Source organism: Umezawaea sp. Da 62-37, assembly GCF_032460545.1.
Taxonomy (GTDB): domain Bacteria; phylum Actinomycetota; class Actinomycetes; order Mycobacteriales; family Pseudonocardiaceae; genus Umezawaea.
Genome location: NZ_CP135965.1, coordinates 5446121 through 5465444, shown reverse-complemented (window position 1 = coordinate 5465444; position 19324 = coordinate 5446121). Strand labels below are relative to the sequence as shown.

The 19324-nt window shown below is 73.1% G+C and carries 16 protein-coding genes; 6 read left to right on the top strand and 10 right to left on the bottom strand.

Annotated features, from left to right (window positions below; translation table 11 throughout):
- Position 1: 1 nt before the first annotated feature.
- Both RM788_RS24960 and RM788_RS24955 read right to left on the bottom strand, forming a co-directional pair.
- Entirely contained in the window at positions 2-1090 is a 1089-nt protein-coding gene (locus tag RM788_RS24960; RefSeq protein ID WP_315934175.1) for a cytochrome D1 domain-containing protein, read from the bottom strand.
- A gap of 241 nt (positions 1091-1331) precedes the next feature.
- The gene (locus tag RM788_RS24955; protein ID WP_315934174.1) at positions 1332-3248 is read right to left on the bottom strand and encodes a DUF2339 domain-containing protein; all 1917 of its coding nucleotides are present in this window, start codon (positions 3246-3248) and stop codon (positions 1332-1334) included.
- 105 nt (positions 3249-3353) lie between these two features.
- Here RM788_RS24955 and RM788_RS24950 point away from each other — a divergent pair, with 105 nt between their 5' ends.
- Both RM788_RS24950 and RM788_RS24945 read left to right on the top strand, forming a co-directional pair.
- On the top strand, positions 3354-4229 hold the full coding sequence (locus RM788_RS24950) for a ribokinase (protein ID WP_315934173.1): 876 nt from the start codon (positions 3354-3356) through the stop codon (positions 4227-4229).
- A gap of 108 nt (positions 4230-4337) precedes the next feature.
- Positions 4338-5969, top strand: coding sequence for a phosphoenolpyruvate--protein phosphotransferase (locus RM788_RS24945; protein ID WP_315934172.1), 1632 nt, complete (start codon positions 4338-4340; stop codon positions 5967-5969).
- Here the strand turns inward: RM788_RS24945 and RM788_RS24940 are convergent.
- Complete coding sequence (locus tag RM788_RS24940; RefSeq protein WP_315934171.1) at positions 5937-6818, bottom strand: LysR family transcriptional regulator; 882 nt, start codon at positions 6816-6818, stop codon at positions 5937-5939. The two genes, RM788_RS24945 and RM788_RS24940, sit on opposite strands and share 33 nt — an antisense overlap.
- Positions 6815-7630, bottom strand: coding sequence for a helix-turn-helix domain-containing protein (locus tag RM788_RS24935; RefSeq protein ID WP_315934170.1), 816 nt, complete (start codon positions 7628-7630; stop codon positions 6815-6817). Before RM788_RS24935 ends, RM788_RS24940 begins: the two co-directional genes overlap by 4 nt.
- Before the next feature lie 101 nt (positions 7631-7731).
- Between RM788_RS24935 and RM788_RS24930 the strand changes: the two genes are divergently transcribed.
- Positions 7732-8634, top strand: coding sequence for an SDR family NAD(P)-dependent oxidoreductase (locus RM788_RS24930; protein ID WP_315934169.1), 903 nt, complete (start codon positions 7732-7734; stop codon positions 8632-8634).
- A gap of 36 nt (positions 8635-8670) precedes the next feature.
- On the opposite strand, the gene RM788_RS24925 is transcribed toward RM788_RS24930, so the two are convergent.
- The 5 genes from RM788_RS24925 to macS all read right to left on the bottom strand — a co-directional run bounded on the left by RM788_RS24925 (position 8671) and on the right by macS (position 13455).
- Positions 8671-9849, bottom strand: coding sequence for a glycine C-acetyltransferase (locus RM788_RS24925; protein ID WP_315934168.1), 1179 nt, complete (start codon positions 9847-9849; stop codon positions 8671-8673).
- On the bottom strand, positions 9849-10880 hold the full coding sequence (gene tdh, locus RM788_RS24920; RefSeq protein ID WP_315934167.1) for an L-threonine 3-dehydrogenase: 1032 nt from the start codon (positions 10878-10880) through the stop codon (positions 9849-9851). The genes RM788_RS24925 and tdh overlap by 1 nt, the downstream gene beginning before the upstream one ends.
- 153 nt (positions 10881-11033) lie before the next feature.
- A complete protein-coding gene (locus tag RM788_RS24915) occupies positions 11034-11645 on the bottom strand; it encodes a DUF1707 SHOCT-like domain-containing protein (protein WP_315934166.1) in 612 nt (203 codons plus the stop codon).
- Complete coding sequence (locus RM788_RS24910) at positions 11642-12301, bottom strand: response regulator (protein WP_315934165.1); 660 nt, start codon at positions 12299-12301, stop codon at positions 11642-11644. The genes RM788_RS24915 and RM788_RS24910 overlap by 4 nt, the downstream gene beginning before the upstream one ends.
- On the bottom strand, positions 12298-13455 hold the full coding sequence (macS, locus tag RM788_RS24905; RefSeq protein ID WP_315934164.1) for a MacS family sensor histidine kinase: 1158 nt from the start codon (positions 13453-13455) through the stop codon (positions 12298-12300). Before macS ends, RM788_RS24910 begins: the two co-directional genes overlap by 4 nt.
- A gap of 162 nt (positions 13456-13617) precedes the next feature.
- Here macS and RM788_RS24900 point away from each other — a divergent pair, with 162 nt between their 5' ends.
- Positions 13618-14814: a GGDEF domain-containing protein gene (locus RM788_RS24900; protein ID WP_315934163.1), complete on the top strand. Its 1197-nt coding sequence runs from the start codon at positions 13618-13620 to the stop codon at positions 14812-14814.
- Here RM788_RS24900 and RM788_RS24895 read toward each other — a convergent pair.
- Positions 14811-15989 (bottom strand): AI-2E family transporter, encoded by a 1179-nt coding sequence (locus tag RM788_RS24895; RefSeq protein WP_315934162.1) that lies wholly within the window; start codon positions 15987-15989, stop codon positions 14811-14813. The two genes, RM788_RS24900 and RM788_RS24895, sit on opposite strands and share 4 nt — an antisense overlap.
- A 77-nt stretch (positions 15990-16066) precedes the next feature.
- Here RM788_RS24895 and RM788_RS24890 point away from each other — a divergent pair, with 77 nt between their 5' ends.
- Complete coding sequence (locus RM788_RS24890) at positions 16067-18280, top strand: hypothetical protein (protein WP_315934161.1); 2214 nt, start codon at positions 16067-16069, stop codon at positions 18278-18280.
- A gap of 149 nt (positions 18281-18429) precedes the next feature.
- The gene (locus RM788_RS24885) at positions 18430-19275 is read left to right on the top strand and encodes a hypothetical protein (protein ID WP_315934160.1); all 846 of its coding nucleotides are present in this window, start codon (positions 18430-18432) and stop codon (positions 19273-19275) included.
- The last annotated feature ends 49 nt before the right edge of the window (positions 19276-19324 follow it).

Sequence of the window (19324 nt, the reverse complement as noted above, 5' to 3'; positions counted from 1 at the left end):
GTCAGCCGGGGTGGGGCGGGGTCGGGGCGAACGCGACCATCGTCGCCTCGAACGCGGTGGGCCTGCCGGTGATCCCCGGCAGCTCCGCCTCGTCGAGGTCGAACCTCGCCAGCTCGGTGTCGTCCGACCCGTCCAGCACCGTCGTCGTCGACCCGGTGGCCAGGAAGATCCGCCGGTCGCCGGGCGCGTTCGACAGCCCGCGCGCGTCGTAGGGCAGCGTCCGCAGCAGCGCCCGCGTCGTCGTGTCCACGACGGCGACGGCCCGCTGCCCGGTCAGCGCCACGTACACCCGCGACCCGTCCGGGGTGACCGCGACGCCGCCCGCGCCCCTGCCGACCGGGATCTCCGCGAGCCGGGTGCGCCGCTTCGCGTCCACGACCACCAGCCCGGCGCTCGCCCTCCGCGCGCCGATGTGCAGCACGCTGGCGTACAGCGTCGACCCGTCCGGGCTCACCGCCACGTGCTGCGGCATCCCGCCCACCTCGACGGTCGCCCGCCGGGTCAGGGTCAGCGCGTCCACGAGCGCGACCGTGCCGTCCTGGGCTCCGGCCACGTAGAGCATCCGGCCGTCCGGGCTGATCGCGATGCCCTGGACCTGGCCGCCGATCGGGACCACGGCGGCGAGCGTGAACGTCGTCGGGTCGACCACGACGACCGTGCCGCCGTCGCTGGAGTTGCCGGTGACGTAGAGCCGCTGCCCGTCCGGGCGCATCACGGCCTGCGCGAGCTGCGCGCCCGTTTCGAGCCTGCCGACGACGGCGCCGCTCACCGGGTCGATCGCGGTGATCACGCCCGTCCAGCCGTTGACCACGTAGACGCGCCCGCCGTCCGGCGCCACCGCGATGCCGGTCGTGCGGCCACCGGTCCTGGCGGTCGCCAGCACCTCGCCCCGCACCGTGTCCACGACCTGCACCTGGCCCGAGCGGCCGACGACGTACGCCTGGGGCGAGGGGCCGCTGGCCGCCGGGTCGACCGCGGGAGGCGGGCCGCCCGCCAGCACCACCGGACCCGCGGACAGCGCGAACAGCGCGGCGAAGGAGAAGAAGGCCGTACCGAGTCGGCGGGGTCCGACCGTGCTCTGCGCCCACATGCGCGAATGGGACCACCCGCGGCTCGGGGCTATCCACTCCCGTCCGTCGACCGGGTGGTTTCACAACCCGGTCGGGTGAAGGTGTTCACCGCGACCCGCGGTGTGCCCGGCGCCGGTCGCTCGGGGGGCGAAACGACCGACGCCGGACCCCTCCCGGTGCGTTGCACCGGTTGGTCGAACCCCGACTGCACGAGACATACCACCACACGTCCGGAAAGGTGGGCATTTCGCGCCCGGTCCACTACGAATTCGCCGGATTCCTGCGGATCGCCACCAGTTTGGCGTAGCGCGTGCCCGCCGTCAGCAGAACCAATCCGGCACCGATGAAAGCGGCCACCCTGGCGATCCCGTCGAGCGCCGAGAGGTCGAACAGCACCAGTTTCGCCACGGCAGCCCCGACCAGCACCAGCCCGGCGATCCGCAGCGGCAGCACGTCGATCCCCCGGACGAGCAGGACGAGCGCGGCCACCGTCCACGACACGGTGACGACCGTGTGCCCGAACAGGAACCCGGACGGCGTCTGCGACACCAGCAGCGCGGCGCAGAGCACGAACGCGGCGGCGGCGTAGAGCAGCACCAGCCCGGCGACCACCAGCGCGACCGGGCTCTTGCCCGGTTCGGCGAGGACACCGCGCCGGGCGGCGGCCCACGGCAGCGCGACGGCGACCAGCGCGAGGACCAGCGCGGTCAGCATGGCGCCCACCAGCGTGCCCGCCGTGCGGATCTCCAGGTCCGGCGCGTACGCGAGCAGCCGCGGCGGGATCGCCTCCACGGCCAGCAGCAGGCCGAGACCGGCGAACACCGCGCCGCCCAGCAGCGGGCCGCGCGAAGCGGTCCGGTCGGCCAGCAACAGCAGCAGCAGCGCCTCGACGAGCACGGTCGCGGCCCGCGCGCTGCCGTCCAGGGCGATGGCCGTGGTCTGGAGCAGCGCGAACACGCCGACCACCCCGGCGGCCAGCACGAACCGCTTGGGCAGCGACGTCCTGCCCACCGCCCACAGCGCGATCATCAGCACCGCGACGGCACCGGTCATCGCGGTCGCCCAGGTCTTGTCGAGCAGCGCGGTCGCGAGCAGCGCGGGCACCGGCGACGCGGCGACCATGATCACCGACACGACGTCGTCGGGGCGGCGGCGCACCGAGATCAGCGCGCTCAGCACGCCGACCACCGCGGTCAGCAGGATGATCGCCGCCGTCGGGGCCTGGTTCTCCGCCTCCACGGCGAACCCGATCGCCAGCAGCGAGCCGAGCACCGCGGGAGCACCGGCGGCGATGGCCAGCCACGGCCAGTTCCGGCGCCACTGCACCGGGCTCGCGGCGGTCTTGAGGACGAGCAGGAAGCCGACCAGCAGCGGCGTGAAGCCACCGGTGAGGATCGGCGCGAGGACCGCGCAGGCCAGCACGACACCGATGGCGAACGTCGGGGAGTCCCAGCGCATGGCCAGCAGCAGACCGCCGAGCGCGACCACCAGGCCGACGCCGAGACCGGCCCACTCCGGCAGGTAGTCGTAGATCCTGGTGGCCGCGACCACGTCCAGGTACAGGGCGGCGACACCGGTCGCGGCCAGCGCGAACGCGCCGGTCCGCGAGGTCTCGCTGCGGTGCAGGCGCAGCCCGATGCCGATCAGGACGAGCGCCAGCGCGCCGCCGCCGAGCACGCGGGGCAGCGGGCCGAGGTAGTCGCGCTGCACGGCCAGGACCAGCAGGAGCACGACGCCGAGCAGCGTGACCACGCCGCCGACCCAGGCGAGCAGCCTGCTGCCCGCGCCGTCCTCGCCGAGCCGGTCGAGCAGCGTGCGGCGCGGCACCGGCGGCGGCATCGGCTGGACCGGCCAGTGCTGCTGGGGCGGCGGCGCGACCGGCGGGCGCCAGGCCGTGGCGACGGGAACGGGCATCGGCCGCGGCGGCGTCGCGGGTCCGTAGACCGGAGCCTGGGCCGGAACCGGCTGGACCGGCTGGACCGGTGCGGCCTGCTGGACCGGCACGACGGGCTGCGGTGGCGTCGTCGGCTGGGCGGGCGCGGGGTCCTGCGCGGCGGTCGGCGCCGGACGCACGGGCGCGACCTGGAGCCTGCGCAGTTCCATGCCGACGTCGCCCAGCTTGCGACCGAGCTCGCCCAGTTCGTCGGCGAGCCTCAACAGCGGGTCTGCTCCAGTCATGCGACCAGCGTGGGCCCCGGACGTCCCGTTCGGATCCGTACGTCTACTCAACACGCGTGACGATGTGGTCACCGGCCCGATCCCGCGCCTGGCATCCTCGGGTGGATGAGCTCCGTACTGGTACTCGGGTCGGCCAACGCGGACCTCGTCGTCGAGGTCGCCCGGCGGCCCGCGGGCGGTGAGACCGTGCTCGGCGGCGACACCGCGGTCATGCCCGGCGGCAAGGGCGCGAACACCGCCGTCGCCGCGGCGCGGGTCGGCGGGTCGGTCGACCTGCTCGGCGCCGTCGGCTCCGACCAGTACGGCGCGCTGCTGCGCGACTCGCTCACGTCCTCCGGCGTCGGCACGGGGTTCGTGCGCACGTCCGACCGCCCGACCGGGATCGCCTACATCACGGTCACCCCGGACGGCGAGAACGCGATCGTCGTGGCGCCCGGCGCGAACGGCGACGTGGCGCCGTCCGATGTGGACGCCGTCCCGGCGGCCGGGTTCGCGGTGCTGGTGTGCTCGCTGGAGGTGCCCGTGCCGACCGTCGAGCACGCCGTGGCCTGGGCCGCGCGCCACGGGATCCGCCCGGTGCTCAACCTCTCGCCGGTCGCCGAGCTGTCACCCGGCACCCTGGCGCTGCTGGACCCGCTGATCGTCAACGAGCACGAGGCCGCGCAGCTGGCGCCGACGTTCGAGGCGCTGCTCGACCTCGGTCCGCGTTCCGCCGTCGTCACCCTCGGCGCGCGCGGAGCCGCCGTCGTCACGCCGGACGGCGTGGTCGAGGTGCCCGCGCCCGCGGTGACGCCCGTCGACACCACCGGCGCGGGCGACGCCTTCGCGGGCGCGCTCGCCGCGCGGCTCGCGACGGGCGACGGGCTCGTGGCGGCCGCCGGGTACGCGGCCCGCGTCGCGGCCACCTCCGTCACCAGCTCGGGCGCCCAGCCGTCGTACCCGCTCGCGGCCGACGTGCTGCCGTCGCGGGCGGATCGTTAACAGCGGGTGTCTGGTGCCGCGCCGCACCGCCGTGTTGGCTGTCGGACACCTGGTGTCCACGTCACACTGTGCGGAATCGCCACCGATCCGAAGGGTATGGTCTAGACCATGTCGAGCGCGCGTCTGAGCGGTGTCGGTGTCAGTTCCGGTCGGGCTTCCGGCCCCGTTGTCCGAGTCGCCGAACCCCTGGGCGAGCCCCCGGCCACACCGCCGCCCGCGGACGCGGCGGCCGAGGCCGCGCGCATCCGGCCCGCGGCGGACGTGGTGGCGCAGCGGCTGAACGCGCGCGCCGCGACGGTCGAGGGCGACGCCAAGGCCGTGCTGGAGACGACCGCGGCGATGGCCCTGGACCCGTCCCTGCTGGCGCAGGCCGAGAAGCTCGTCACCGACGAGGGCCTGCCCGCCGCGCGAGCGGTGCACCAGGCCGCGGGCGGCTTCATCACGATGCTGCGGAACGCGGGCGGCTACATGGCCGAACGTGCCCGCGACGTGCAGGACGTCCGCGACCGGCTGGTCGCCGAACTCCTCGGCCTGTCCGCCCCCGGCGTGCCGGACCTCGACTCCCCCAGCGTGCTCGTCGCCCGCGACCTCGCCCCCGCCGACACCGCGGGCCTCGACCCGGCCAAGGTGCTCGCGCTGGTCACCGAGGAGGGCGGCCCCACCTCGCACACCGCGATCCTGGCCCGCTCGCTCGGCATCCCCGCCGTGGTCGCGTGCCGCGGGATCCTCGCGCTCGACCCGACCTCGCTCGCCGTCGACGGCGACACCGGCGTCGTGCGCGAGTCCGACGGCGTCGTGCGCGCCGCGGCCGGCACGGGCAAGTCCGCCTGGAACGGCGTCGGCATCCTGCGCGACGGCCACCGGGTGAAGGTGCTCGGCAACGTCGGCTCCCCGGCCGACGCTGCCGCCGCCGCCGCCGCGGGTGCCGAAGGTGTCGGGCTGTTCCGCACCGAGTTCTGCTTCCTGTCCGCCACCGAGGAACCGACGGTCGAGGAGCAGCGCAAGGCCTACGCGGCCGTGCTCACCCCGTTCGCCGGGAAGCCCGTGGTCGTGCGGACGCTCGACGCGGGCGCCGACAAGCCGCTGGCGTTCCTCGCCCCGGAGCCCGAACCGAACCCGGCGCTCGGCGTGCGCGGGGTGCGGGTGGCGTTCGACCGGCCGGAGATCATCGACCGGCAACTCGAAGCCATCGCCCTGGCGGCGAAGGACTCCGGCGCCGACGTGTCGGTCATGGCCCCCATGGTCGCCACCGCCGCCGAGGCCGCGTGGTTCGTGAAGCGCGCCCGCGCCGCGGGCATCGCACGGGCGGGCGTGATGATCGAGATCCCGGCCGCGGCGATGACCGCGCGCGAGATCGCCGCCGTCGTCGACTTCGTGTCGCTCGGCACGAACGACCTGGCCCAGTACCTGTTCGCGGCCGACCGCCAGCTCGGCGCCGTGGCCGCGTTGAACGACCCGTGGCAGCCCGCGCTGCTCCGGCTGATCAACCTGGTCGGCGAGGTCGGCGTCGCCACCGGCACGCCGGTGGGCGTGTGCGGCGAGGCGGCGGCCGACCCGCTGCTCGCCTGCGTGCTCACGGGGATGGGCGTGACCAGCCTGTCGATGAACCACACCGCACTGGCCACCGTCGGCGCCAAGCTCGCCTCCACCAGCCTCGACGTCTGCCAGCTCGCGGCCCGCGGCGCGGTCGGCGCCCACGACCCGGCGTCAGCGAAGATCGCCGCCCGGGCTCCGCACTAGGGCGTCCACGACGGCCTTGACCAGCGGGTGGTCCTCGCTGCCCTGGCGGATCGCGGCGTACACCCGGCGCAACGGCGGCGTGCCCCTCACGGGCACGACGATCGCGCCGGGCACGTCGGTGAGCGCGTTGCGCGGTACCAGCGCGACGCCCGCGCCCGCCGCGACCAGTGCCACCACGGCGCGGAAGTCGTCCGAGGTGTGCACGATCCGCGCGTGCGGCACGGCGAGCGTCACGACGTCGCGGCACGGGTTGCCGGGCAGCGGGGCGACCCAGTCGTCGTCGGCCAGGTCGCGCACGTCGATGGTGACGCGCTCGGCCAGCCGGTGGTCGGCGGGGACGACGACGTCGAAGGGTTCCGCGTAGAGGGGGAACCTGGTGACGCGCAGGTCGTCGGGGCGGTACTCCTCGGTGATCGCGAGGTCGATCTCGCCGTCGAGCAGCAGCGGCAGGCTGGCGTGGCCCTCGACGTCGCGCACCACGACCTTCAGTCCGGGTGCGGTGCGGCGGAGCGCGGCGATGGCGGGGGCCACGACCTGGCTGATCGCGGACGCGAAGCCCGCCACCTTGATCTGGCCCGCGGTCCCCTCGGCGAACGACGCCAGGGTCGCCTGGGCCCGTTCGAGTTCGGCGGCGACCGCGTTGGCGTGGCCGACGAGCAGTTCGCCGGCGGCCGTCAGCGACACCCGGCGGCCCCGTCTGCGCAGCAGTTCCTGCCCCGTCTCGGCTTCCAGCGCCGTGAGCTGCTGGGACACCGCCGACGGGGTCAGGTGCAGCGCTTTCCCGGCCGCGGTCACGGTGCCGTGGTCGGCCAGTGCGCGCAGCACCGGCAGCCGTCGAGGATCGATCACGCGCCCATAGTGCCCTTGGCCAGTGTGCCGAGCAGGTGCAGGCGCTCCTCGGACTCCGAACCGGGGTCCGCGTGGTAGGTGATCAGCACCTGGTCCGCCTCGGGCAGGGCGAACTTCTCGTAGCGCAGGTCGAGCGGGCCGACCTGCGGGTGCAGCAGGAGGGTCAGGCCGCTGGCCTTCCGGCGGACGTCGTGGCGCGCCCAGAGGGTGCGGAAGCGGTCGCTGCGCAGGCTCAGCTCGCCGATGAGGGTGACCAGGCGCGGGTCGTCGACGTCGGTGCCGAGCAGGGACCGCAGGTAGGGCACGACCTTGGCGGTCATCCCGTCCCAGTCGCGGTAGAAGGTCCGCATGCCCGGTTCGAGGAAGGCCGCGCGCAGGGTGTTCACGCCGGGCGCGAAGAACGGGGACAGGGCGATGGCGAGCGGGTTCGCCGCGAGCACGGTCATGCTCCTGCCCTGCACGTACGCGGGCGTGGTCGTCCAGTTGTCGATCAGGTTCCGCACGCCCGCGCCGACCCTCTCCGGCTTCGGCCGCCGCCGCTTCGGCGGCACGGGGTGGGCCAGGTCGTGCAGGTAGGCCGACGCCTCCGCATCCAGCCGCAGCGCGGTCGCGATGCTGTCCAGCACCTGGTCGGACGGGTGCTGGTCGCGGCCCTGCTCCAGCCGCAGGTAGTACTCGGCGCTGATGCCCGCCAGCAGCGCGACCTCCTCGCGCCGCAGACCCGGAACCCTGCGCCGCTCCCCCGCGGGCAGTCCGACGTCATCGGGGCGGACCAGCTCCCGCCGCGCCCGGAGGTAGTCGCCAAGGGCCATGGATCGACAGTAACCCGGCTCCGCGCGCCGGTCCTGTCCCTGCGGGCACCAGGATCGGCGGGGCACTGGCTGCGCCGTCCGGCCCGGCGCACGCTGGCCCCATGACCACTTCCTTCGGCTTCTCCTCGACCACCGACGACGTGCTGGCGGGCGTCGACCTGACCGGGCGGCGGGTGGTGGTGACCGGCGGGTCGTCGGGCATCGGCGTCGAGACCGCGCGGGCGCTGGCCGCCGCCGGCGCGGAGGTCGTCCTCGCGGTCCGGCGCGACGGGCCGGAGACCGCCGCGCTGATCACCGAGCAGACCGGCAACCCGCTGGTCGGCTCCCGGCCGCTGGACCTCGCCGTCCCCTCGTCGGTGGCGGCGTTCGTCCGCGACTGGACCGGACCGCTGCACGTGCTCGTCAACAACGCCGGGATCATGGCGGTCCCGGAGCTCCGGCTGACCGCGGAGGGCCACGAGGTGCAGTTCGCCACGAACTTCCTCGGCCACTTCGCCCTGACCACGGGCCTGCGCGCCGCGCTCGCGGAAGCCGGTGGCGCCAGGGTCGTCTCGCTCAGCTCGAACGCGCACCACTTCTCCGACGTGGTCCTCGACGACCTGGCCTTCCAGCACCGCGCCTACGACCCGTGGCTCGCCTACGGCCAGTCGAAGACCGCCGACGTGCTGCTCGCGGTGGGCGTGACCCGGCACTGGGCCGACGACGGGATCCTGGCCAACGCGGTGAACCCCGGTGCCATCGCGACCGGCCTGCAGAAGCACACCGGCGGGCTGCGCACGCCCGTGGAGAAGCGCAAGACCATCCCCCAGGGCGCGGCCACGTCGGTGCTGCTGGCGGCGTCGCCGCTGGTCGAGGGGATTGGCGGGCGCTACTTCGAGGACTGCGCGGAAGCGCCCGTGCTGGCCGGGTCGTCGGAGCTGTTCGGCGGCGGGGTGGCGGCGTGGGCGGTCGACGCCGACAACGCCGACCGGCTCTGGGACACGGCGACCCGGCTCATCCGCTGAGGGGCGACCGGAGACGGCCACCCCCCAGCGGGGCGGTCACATCCGGGAGCGGGCCGTCACGAACGCGTCCACGGCCCGGTTCACGTCGGCGGTCGAGTGGGCCGCCGACATCTGGGTGCGGATGCGGGCCTTGCCGTGCGGCACCACCGGGTAGGAGAAGCCGATCACGTAGACGCCCTGCTCCAGCAGCAGGTCGGCCATCCGGCTCGCCTCCGCGGCGTCGCCGATCATCACCGGGATGATCGCGTGCTCGCCGGGCAGCAGGTCGAAGCCCTCGTCGGCCATCCGCGCCCGGAACAGCGCCGCGTTCTCCCGCAGCCTGGCGTGCAGGTCGCCGGAGGAGCCGATCAGGTCCAGCGCGGCGATCGACGCGGCGGTGATCGACGGGGCCAGCGAGTTCGAGAACAGGTACGGGCGGGAGCGCTGGCGGAGCATCTCGACGATCTCGCGGCGGCCGGAGGTGTAACCGCCGCTGGCCCCGCCGAGCGCCTTGCCCAGCGTGCCCGTCACGACGTCGACCCGGTCCTGGACGCCGAACAGCTCGGGCGTGCCGCCGCCGTTCGGGCCGATGAAGCCGACCGCGTGCGAGTCGTCGACCATGACCAGCGCGTCGTACCGGTCGGCCAGGTCGCAGATCTCGCCGAGCGGGGCGAAGTAGCCGTCCATCGAGAACACGCCGTCGGTCGCGATCAGCCGGTAGCGGGCGTCGGCGGAATCCTTGAGCTGGCGCTCCAGGTCGTCCATGTCCCTGTTCTTGTAGCGGTACCGCTTCGCCTTGCACAGCCGGACGCCGTCGATGATCGACGCGTGGTTCAGCTCGTCGGAGATCACCGCGTCCTGGTCGCCCAGCAGCGTCTCGAACAGGCCGCCGTTGGCGTCGAAGCAGGAGCTGTAGAGGATCGTGTCCTCGGTGCCGAGGAACCGCGACAGCCGCGCTTCGAGCTGCTTGTGCGGTTCCTGCGTGCCGCAGATGAACCGCACCGACGCCATGCCGAAGCCCCAGCGGTCGAGCGCGTCCTTGGCGGCGTCGACCAGCACCGGGTGGTCGGCCAACCCGAGGTAGTTGTTGGCGCAGAAGTTGAGCACCTCGTCGCCGTCGCCGACCCGCACCTCGGCGCTCTGCGGGCTGCCGATGACCCGCTCGGCCTTGTACAGGCCCGCCGCCCTGATGTCCTCGATCCCGACGAGCAGGTCTTCCTTCATCGCGCCGAACATCAGGCCTCCGTCCAGTCGAGCACGACCTTGCCGCACTTGCCTTCACGAGCTGTCGCGAACGCCTCGGCGTGGTCGCGGTAGCCGAACTTGTGGGTGATCACCGGGGTCAGGTCGAGGCCGCGCTGGAGCAGCACGGACATCGAGTACCAGGTCTCGAACATCTCGCGACCGTAGATGCCCTTGATGTGCAGCATCTTCAGCACCACGCTGCTCCAGTCGACCGCGAACTCCTCCGTGGGCAGGCCGAGCATCGCGATGCGGCCGCCGTGGGACATGTTCGCGATCATGTCCCGCATCGCGACGGGCTTGCCGGACATCTCCATGCCGACGTCGAAGCCCTCGGACATGCCCAGTTCGACCTGCGCGTCGGCGATCGTGGCCGTGGCGACGTTCAGCGCGAGGTCCACGCCGACCTTGCGGGCGATGTCCAGGCGGTGCTCGCTGACGTCGGTGATCACGACGTTGCGCGCGCCCGCGTGCTTGGCGACGGCGGCGGCCATGATGCCGATCGGGCCCGCACCGGTGATCAGCACGTCCTCGCCGATGACCGGGAACGACAGCGCGGTGTGCACGGCGTTGCCGAACGGGTCGAAGATCGCGGCCACGTCCAGGTCCACCTTGTCGCGGTGCACCCAGGCGTTCTCCTGCGGCAGCACCGCGTACTGGGCGAACGCGCCGTCGACGTGCACGCCGAGGCCGCGGGTGTTCGCGCACAGGTGCCTGCGGCCCGCCTTGCAGTTGCGGCACGTGCCGCAGACCAGGTGCCCCTCGCCGGAGACCAGGTCGCCGACCCGCACCCCGTTCACGGCGACGCCGATCTCCACGACCTCGCCGACGAACTCGTGGCCGAGCACGAGCGGCGCCTTGACGTTGCGCGCGGCCCAGTCGTCCCACGAGTCGATGTGCAGATCGGTGCCGCAGATGCCGGTGCGGAGCACCCGCACGACGACGTCGCCGGGTCCCGCGAGGGGGTCGGGGACGTCGACCAGTTCGAGTCCCGGCCCTGCGGCCACCTTGACCAGTGCCTTCATCCGCGCAGTCTCACCCGTCTCCGCTGTTCAGTCCATCAGGACTTTCTGCAATCGCTTGTTAGCCCTCCTTCACAAGGGCTGCTCGCGATGTTCGCGGAAACCATGCCACCGGGGACGCCCGGACCGGCGCTGGGCGCGGCGACCGAACGGGTGTCAGGCCTTCGTGACCCTGAACCCCGGCATGCGCACCAGGTAGGCGCCCATCCTGATCATCCGGACCCTCTTGATCTGCACCGAGCCCGCGCGCACCACACCGGTCAGCACGAAGTGCGGCCTGCCCTCGCCGGTGCCCGCCTTGTCGGTGATGCTGCCCGCCGACATCTGGATGTCGTCGGTGTTCACGGTGGCGCCCTCCGGCAGCAGGATCGACACCGACCCGGCCGTCACGTCCAGCTCGACGGTCACCACCGCGTGCGGGATCTCGGCCTCGCTGAAGTCGAGCTCGGTCGAGCCCATCCGGTTGCGCACCACCAGTTCCCGCGGCACGGCCCACCGGCCCTTGCGGTTGACCGTGGACATGGTGCTCTTGATCTCGACGCGGTCCCCGTGCGCGACGGCCTTCGGCGCCTGCTCGTTGTGCGTCATCCCCGGCAGGTCGAGGAGGACCGCGTTCAGCTCGCCCCTGGTCTTCGCGACCAGGGCGACGTCGGTGCGCGAGGAGAACTCGTCCAACGTGATCAGGCCCTGGCCGATGGCCTTCTGGAGCAGGCCGATCACGTGCTCCCGTTCGGCGTCCGACACCCGGTAGTCCTTGGGATCGGTCATGGTCGAGCCTCCGGTTCGGCGTCGAGGCCGTGTTCGATCGCGTAGCGGGCCAGTTCGACCCGGTTGTGCAGCTGGAGCTTCCGCAACGTGGACTGCACGTGGTTCTCCACAGTCCGGTGCGAGATCACCAGTCTGGTCGCGATCTGCCGCGCTGTCAGGCCCTTCGCCACAAGTCGCAGCACCTCGGTCTCGCGCTCGGTCAGCTGCGGCTCGTCGGCCTCGTCGGGGTTCGCCGCCATCCGCCGGTACTCGCCGAGCACCAGCCCGGCCAGACCCGCGGTGAACACCGCGTCGCCGACCGCCGTCCGGTTGACCGCGTCCACCAGCTCCTCGGCGGACGCGGACTTCACCAGGTACCCGGACGCCCCCGCCTTCACGGCCTGGAGCACGTCGTCGTGCTCGCCGCTGGCGGACAGCACGAGCACCCGCGTCCCCGGCAGCTCACCGGTGATCATCGCGGTGGCGTCGACCCCGGACAGCTCGCCGAGGTTGAGGTCCATCAGCACCACGTCGGGCCGCACCGCGCGGGCGATCCGCATCGCCGACGCCGCGTCGCTCGCGGTCGCGACCACCTTGAACCCGCGTTCGGCCAAGTCCCTCGCCACGCCGTCGCGCCACAGCGGGTGGTCGTCGACCACCATCACCGAAACCGTCACCGCACTCCCCCTACTCGGAACACGCGCACTTCCCACTCGGTGCCCTCACCGGGCCCGGTCTGCAACTCCAACGTGCCGCCGAGCAGCGCGACCCGTCCCCTGATCGACTTCGCGATCCCCATCCGGCCCTCGGCCTCGGCGTCGTCGACGCGGCCCTCGGGGATGCCGGGGCCGTCGTCGCGGACGCTCACGACGACCTCACCGCCCAGATCCTCCAGCAGCACCCACGCCCCGGCGCCCGGCCCCGCGTGCTTGTCCACGTTGGACAGCATCTCCCGCACCACCGCGGTCAGCTCCAGCGCGACCACGGCGGGCAGCATCACCTGCGTGGCGGGCGTGGACACCTGCACCTTCCGGGTGGCCAGGATCTGCAGGGCCGGGTTCAGGTCGGACTCACCGTCCACTGTGGACTCGACCGGCGATGCGGCGACCAGCGACCGCAGCGCCACCTCCTGCTCACCGGCCAGCTCCGCCAGCTCGGCGGCCTCGCCACCCAGTTCCATCCCGCGCTTGCGCACCCGTGCGAGCACCTGGAGCACGCCGTCGTGGATCGAGCGGGCCAGCCGCTCGCGCTCCGCCGTGGCCGCCTCGGTCCGCAACGCCTGCGCCAGCCGCACCGCCGACCGCCGTGCCGTGGACGACGCCATGCCGACCACGAACCCGGCGCCCGAGAGCAGCACGACGTCCCGCACCAGGTCGACGCTCATCGCCCCGCGGTTGAGGTACGTGCACAGCCCGACGACCCCGCCCGCGATCGCGCCCGCGTACCGGCCCGCCAGCGCACCGGCCGCCACCGCGGGGCCGCACGCCCAGATGGTCGTGAGCAGCGGGACGTTCGCGAGCAGTTGCAGGTCCGTCATGGCCAGCGGCGACGTCGACATCAGGGCGCACGACACGACCAGGTCGGCGAGCACGATCCACGGCTGCCTGCCGGACTCCCGGCTGTACGCCCTGGTGGTGAAGACGGTCCACGCGGCCATCACGCCGATCACCGTCCACGCCAGCCACGGCCGCTCGTAGCCGCTCGCGTGCACCGCCGCGTTGCCCAGCGCGAAGAGGAAGGTCACCAAGCGTAGTGCGACGGTGCCCCGCCACAGGTGCGCGACGGGGTCTTCGAGCACAGATGGCCCCTCGGCGTCGGACTTGATGTGCACGGTGCGCTCCTTTCGCACCCCATCCTGCCGTGTCGGAGTGGCCCAGCTAACCCCCAGGTGGACGACTACTCCCCGCCACCGGGATGTGCAAGGCTGGCGCCGAGCCCTGGTGGCCCGGTGGTGGGTCGCCACATCGGCACTCCCACGGCGGGGAGGGAAGCCGTGCGCGACTGGCCTCTGTGGACGTTGCGCTGGCCCGCACTCGTCTACTGGCTCGTGATCGACTTCGCCGCCCTCGGCGTCGTCGCGTTCGTCATCGCGGCCACCCCGACCCCGCTGCCCGCCGACATCGGCCGGTTCGCCGCCATCGCGGGCACCGCGGGCGCGGTCATCATCGGCAGCTCCATCTACAGCCACCACCTCGGCGAGACCGAGCGCAACCCGTGGGCCGCGCACCTCTGCTACCTGACCGCGGGCATCATCGCGCTCCCGCCGAACCTGCTGGTCCTGCTCCTCTTCGGCCCCGCCCTGCACGGCGTCCTCTCCCAGCGCCCCGACTCCCACCGCTGGATCTTCACCCTCTGCGCGACCGCGCTCGCCGTGTTCGCCACCCGCTTCGTCTACGGCTGGAGCGACCCCTCCGAGAGCGTCTACATGATGGTCGTCGGCGCCGCGGTGCTGCTGGTGCTGCGCGCGGGCCTGATCGCCGTCGGCCTGCGCCTGCGCAAACCGGACGCGCCGATCGGGGAATCCGTCGGCGAACCGATCGACGCCGTCCTCGGCGTCGTCGCCGTCAGCATCGGCGGCCTGATGGGCTGCGTCGCCACCGCCATGGCCATCCACACCCTCATCGCGGGCCCGCCGATGGCACTGCTGGAGCGCGCCGCCCAACTCCCCCAGTGGCGCCGCTCCGCCCAGCGCGACGCCAAGACCGGCCTCTCCAACGCCGTCCACTGGGACAGCCAGGCCCGCGCCGAACTCGCGAAGGGCCGCACCGCGACCAGGGCCATGGCGGTCATGCTGATGGACCTCGACCACTTCAAGCGCGTCAACGACCGGCTCGGCCACCTCGCGGGCGACGCCGCCCTGTCCGCCGTCGCCCTCCTGCTCAGCACCACCACCCGCCGCGGCGACCTCGTCGGCCGCTTCGGCGGCGAGGAGTTCGTCGTCCTGCTCCCCGAAGCCGACCCCGCCGTCGCCGAAGCCGTCGCCCAGCGCATGCGCCACGCCGTGGCCAACCTCGCCGTCCCGACCGTGGCCACCGACGGCAACCAGCACACGCTCACCGGCATCACCGTCAGCATCGGCGTGGCCACCACCGACCGCTTCGGCTACGAGCTACCCGACCTGCTGGTCGCCGCCGACGCCGCCCTGCTCACCGCCAAGGGCTACGGCCGCAACCTGGTGGAGATGGCCTAGCCCTTCGGCTTCCCGCCGTCGTCGTCGAAGTCCTCGACCCGGTCCCCCGACCCGTCCTCCGGCCCGCTGTCCTGCGGCGATCGCACGTCCACCTCCGACGGGCTCACCCCGGCGTCGGAATCCGAGAGCAGCGAACGGATTCCGGAGTTCAGCACGGCCAGCAGCGGCACGGCGAGCAGTGCGCCCGCGATGCCGCCGACGACCAGTCCGGCCGTGATGGCGAGCACCACGGCCAGCGGGTGCAGCTTGACCGCGCGGCCGAGGAGCAGGGGCTGGAGGACGTGGCTCTCCAGCTGCATCACGCCGATCAGGACCGCGAGCACCACGAGCGCGGCGACCGGGCCGTTCGCGACCAGGGCGATCAGCACGGCGACCGCGCCGGTGATCACCGCGCCGATGATCGGGATGAACGCGCCGAGGAACACCAGCGCGGACAGCGGCACGATCAGCGGCACGCCGACGGCCCACAGGCCGATGCCGACGCCGACCGCGTCCACGACGGCCACGGCCGCGGTCGCGCGCACGTAGCTGACCAGCGAGGCGAAGCCGCGCCTGCCCGCGACGTCGGCGCGCGGGCGGACGTCGCCGGGCACGCCGCGCATCACGAACCGCCAGATGCCGTCGCCGTCGTGCAGGAAGAAGATGAGGGTGAACAGCGCCAGCAGCACACCGGTCAGCAGCTCGCCGACGGTCGCCGCGGTGGTCAGCGCGCCCGAGGTGATCTCGGACTGGTTCTCCTTGATGGTGTTCAGCATCCGGTCCAGGTACGCCTGGAGCTGGACGTCGCTCAGGTGCAGCGGTCCGTCCTTCAGCCACCCGCGGATGGTGTCGAGGCTCGCGGACACCTGCGTCTGCAACTCCGGCAGGCCCTTGGAGAACTCGGTGATGACGAACGTGAGGACGCCGCCGACCACGGCGATGCCGCCGATCAGCACGAGCCCGGACGCCACGCCGCGCGGCACCTTCAGCGCCACGAGCTGCGAGACCAGCGGTGACAGCAGTGCCGCGAGCAGCAGCGCGATCGCGACCGGGATGACGATGGTGGCCAGGAAGGACACGACGTTGGCCACCACGTAGAGCGCGGCGACCACGGCGACGAAGCGCCAGCTCAGTGCGGCGCTCACCCGGAGCAGCCTCGGCACGCGGTTGCTGATCTCGGGCTCGGGTGCAGTCACGCTGGTCACCGTATCCCGCGAATCCCTGGTCAGCACCGTGGTTGAGGTGATCAGATCGTGTCGTCGCGGGGAGGGTGATGGACGACGAGCTGACCGGGGTCGAGCGCCGGGTGTGCGCGGCGTACGCGTCGGGCGTCCCGATCGACCTCAGGACCGACACCAGGGACCGCGCCGAGCGCACGGTCCGCGGCACCGTGCTGACCGGCCTGCTCAACGGCGTGTACCGGGTTCGCGCGCCCGGCGTGCCCGCGCTGCGGCTGCGCGGGGCGAACGTGGTCGGCCGGTTCGACCTGGAGGGCGCCCGGCTGCGGACCGTGATCGACCTGCTGGACTGCACGTTCGAGCAGCCGCCGGACCTGCGGATGGCGCACCTGGTGGGCCTGCGGATGCGCGGCTGCCGGGTGCCGGGCCTGTGGGGCCGCAACCTCCGGGTGGCCAGCGACCTGGTGCTGGAGGCCGGGTTCACCAGCGACGGCGTGGTCGACCTGACCGACGCGACGGTCGACGGCACGTTCCGGCTGGCGGGCGCGGTGCTGCGCAGCAAGGGCGACCACGCGCTGCTGGCCGCCCGCATCCGGGTGTCCGGCTCCATCCAGGCCATCGCCCTGCGCGCCAACGGTGAGGTGCGGCTGCGCGGCGCGAACGTCGGCGGCAGCGTCCACCTCGGCGGCGCCCGGCTGGTCAACCCGTCGCAGGACGCGCTGGAGGCGTCGGGCATCGTCATCGCCGGCAACCTGTTCTGCGACGCCGAAGGCGGCCGCTTCACCGCGGAGGGACGGGTCCTGCTCGACGGCGCCCGCGTCGGCGGTGACGTCGTCTTCTCCGGCGCGCGGCTGCGGTCCGCCAGCACGGTGGACCGGCCCGTGCTGGTCATCCCCCGCGGCACGGCCGACGAGTCCGCCGCGCTGGTCGCGGACCGGATCAAGGTCGAGGGCAACGTCGAGCTGGACGACGGGTTCACCTCCTCCGGCACGGTCCGGCTGCCGAACGCCAACATCGGCGGCTACCTCCGGCTGTCCGGCGCGGTAATCGGCAGGCAGGACGTCGTCGAGGAACTGGAGGACCTGACCGGCCTGGTCGTCAACCGCATCCCGGTCGCGCTGCACGCCGACGGCATCCAGGTCCGCGGCGACGTGGAGGCGCGCGGCGCGGTCAACGGCGGGTTCACCGGCGACGGCGCGCACGAGACCGCCCTGCGCGCCTACGGCCAGGTGCGCCTGGTCGACGCGCACGTGCGCGGCAGCGTGAGCCTGTCCGGTGTGCAGCTCAACGGTCCCGGCATCGACGTGCTGTTCGCCGACCGGCTGCACGTCGGCGGCACCCTGTTCCTGCGCGACCTCCGCGCCAAGGGCTCTATCCGCCTCCAGAACGCGAACATCGGCTCCACCCTCGACTGCTCCGGAGCCCACCTCACCCACCCCCGCCGCCGCGGCGACGGCACCGTGAAGCCGTCGCTGGACGCGCGGGTCGCCACCATCGGCAAGGACCTCCTGTGCAGCTTCGGCTTCGAGGCGGTCGGCGGCGTGCGGATCCGGCTGGCCGAGGTCAGCAAGATGGCGACGTTCGCGGGCGCGCGCCTCGGCGGGCCGGGCAGCGAGATCGCGCTCAACGCGTACGGCCTCCAGGTGCACCAGCTGGTGCTGCGGCTCGACGCCGAGCGGGCGCCGATCGGCCGGGTCGTGCTGACCAGGGTCAAGGCCACGTCGGTGTCGGACGGGCCGGGGCTGTGGGCGGCGACCGGCGGCGTGGGCCTGGAGGACTTCACCTTCGACTCGATCTCCGCGTTCCCGGACGTCGACGTGCACACCCGGCTGCGCTGGCTGCGCGAGGTCCAGCCGGACTTCGCGCCCGGCCCGTACGAGCAGCTCGCGGCGGTCTACCGGGACGGCGGCGAGGAGGAGCTCGCGCAGCACGTGCAGCTGGAGAAGCAGCACCGGCGCTACAGCGAGCTGGGCCGGGCGGGCCGGGTCTGGGGGTTCCTCCAGCGCTGGACGGTCGGCTACGGCTACCGGCCGTGGCTCGCGATCACCTGGCTGATGGTGTTCTGGCTGACCGGCGCGCTGTGGTTCAACTGGCACGTCATGGAGCGGCTCAACTCCGACGAGGAGCCGGTGTGGAACGCGTGGCTGCTGTCGATGGACCTGCTGATCCCGATCGTCGACCTCGGCCAGGACGGCAAGTGGCGGTTCACCGGGGCGTCCCAGTGGATCTCCAGCGTGCAGATCGCGGTCGGCTGGATCCTCGCGTCGACGGCGGCCGCGGGCGCGGCTCGGGTGCTGAAGAGGATCTGACGGTTCCAGGCGTGCGGCCCGCGAATCCCGTCACTCGATGTGACGAACCGTCGCTCTCCGGCGTGCGCTCGACGCGGTCCTCCTGGCAGGCTCACGAGGTCGACTTGACCACCTCGGTCGGCGACCAGGTCTAGGTGGAGGTACCCAGGTTGTCTGCCGCGGACGAACGAGCGGGGACGGGGGCGCGTCGAATCCGACGTGCGCTCGGCCGTGCTCTGCTCGTCTTCGGCGGGGCCGCGGCGGGCACTGCCGCCGCCTGGGTGCTGTCCACGGGTACGGCTGCCGCCGAAGCGCCCGCGTCCGACGTGGTGGCGGTGGTGTCCGCCGTGGCGTCGCAGCACCCGCTCGACGAGGTGCTGCCCGCCGACGTGAACACCGCGATCGCTCCGGTCGTCACGCCCGCCACCCAGGCCGTCGCCGGGATCGACCAGGCACTGCGCGCAGAGCAGGAGAGGCTGCACGCCGTCACCGCCCCGCAGCTCGAAGGGGTCGTGGACCGGCTTCGCGGCGGCTTCGGCGAGGCGGGTTCCCTGCTCGAACCGCACTGGGCGGAAGTCCTCGCCCCCAGCGCCCCGGCCATGGTCGGCGACTCCTCGGACGCCGTGCCCGCGGTGCTCTCCACGACTGAAGACGCAGCCGCACCGGTAGTGGTCGGCACGCCTGTCGTGGCAGCACCGGCCGCACCCTCCTCGGGCTCCGGCGACGAGTGGGCGCAGCAGCCCGTCCCCCCGCGCACCGCGCAGGGCGACGACGCTCGCCCGAATTTCTCCGGAGACCGCTCTCCGGTGCCGTTCACCCCGTTCGCCCCGCCCGCCAACGCACCGGTGCACTGCTCCTGCGGTGGCGACGGTTCCGGTTCGGCGGGCAACCAGAACTCGGCCTCCCAGGCCGTGTTCGCGAACTCCCACGACTCCGCTGTGGCTCGGGCGCTCAAGCCCACCACCGAGCGGATCTCCGTGCTTCCGGGAAAGCAGCCCGGCAGCACCCCTGACTGATCTGAGCGCGCGGTCCTGAACAGCTTCCAACGCTGTTCCGGGTAATCGA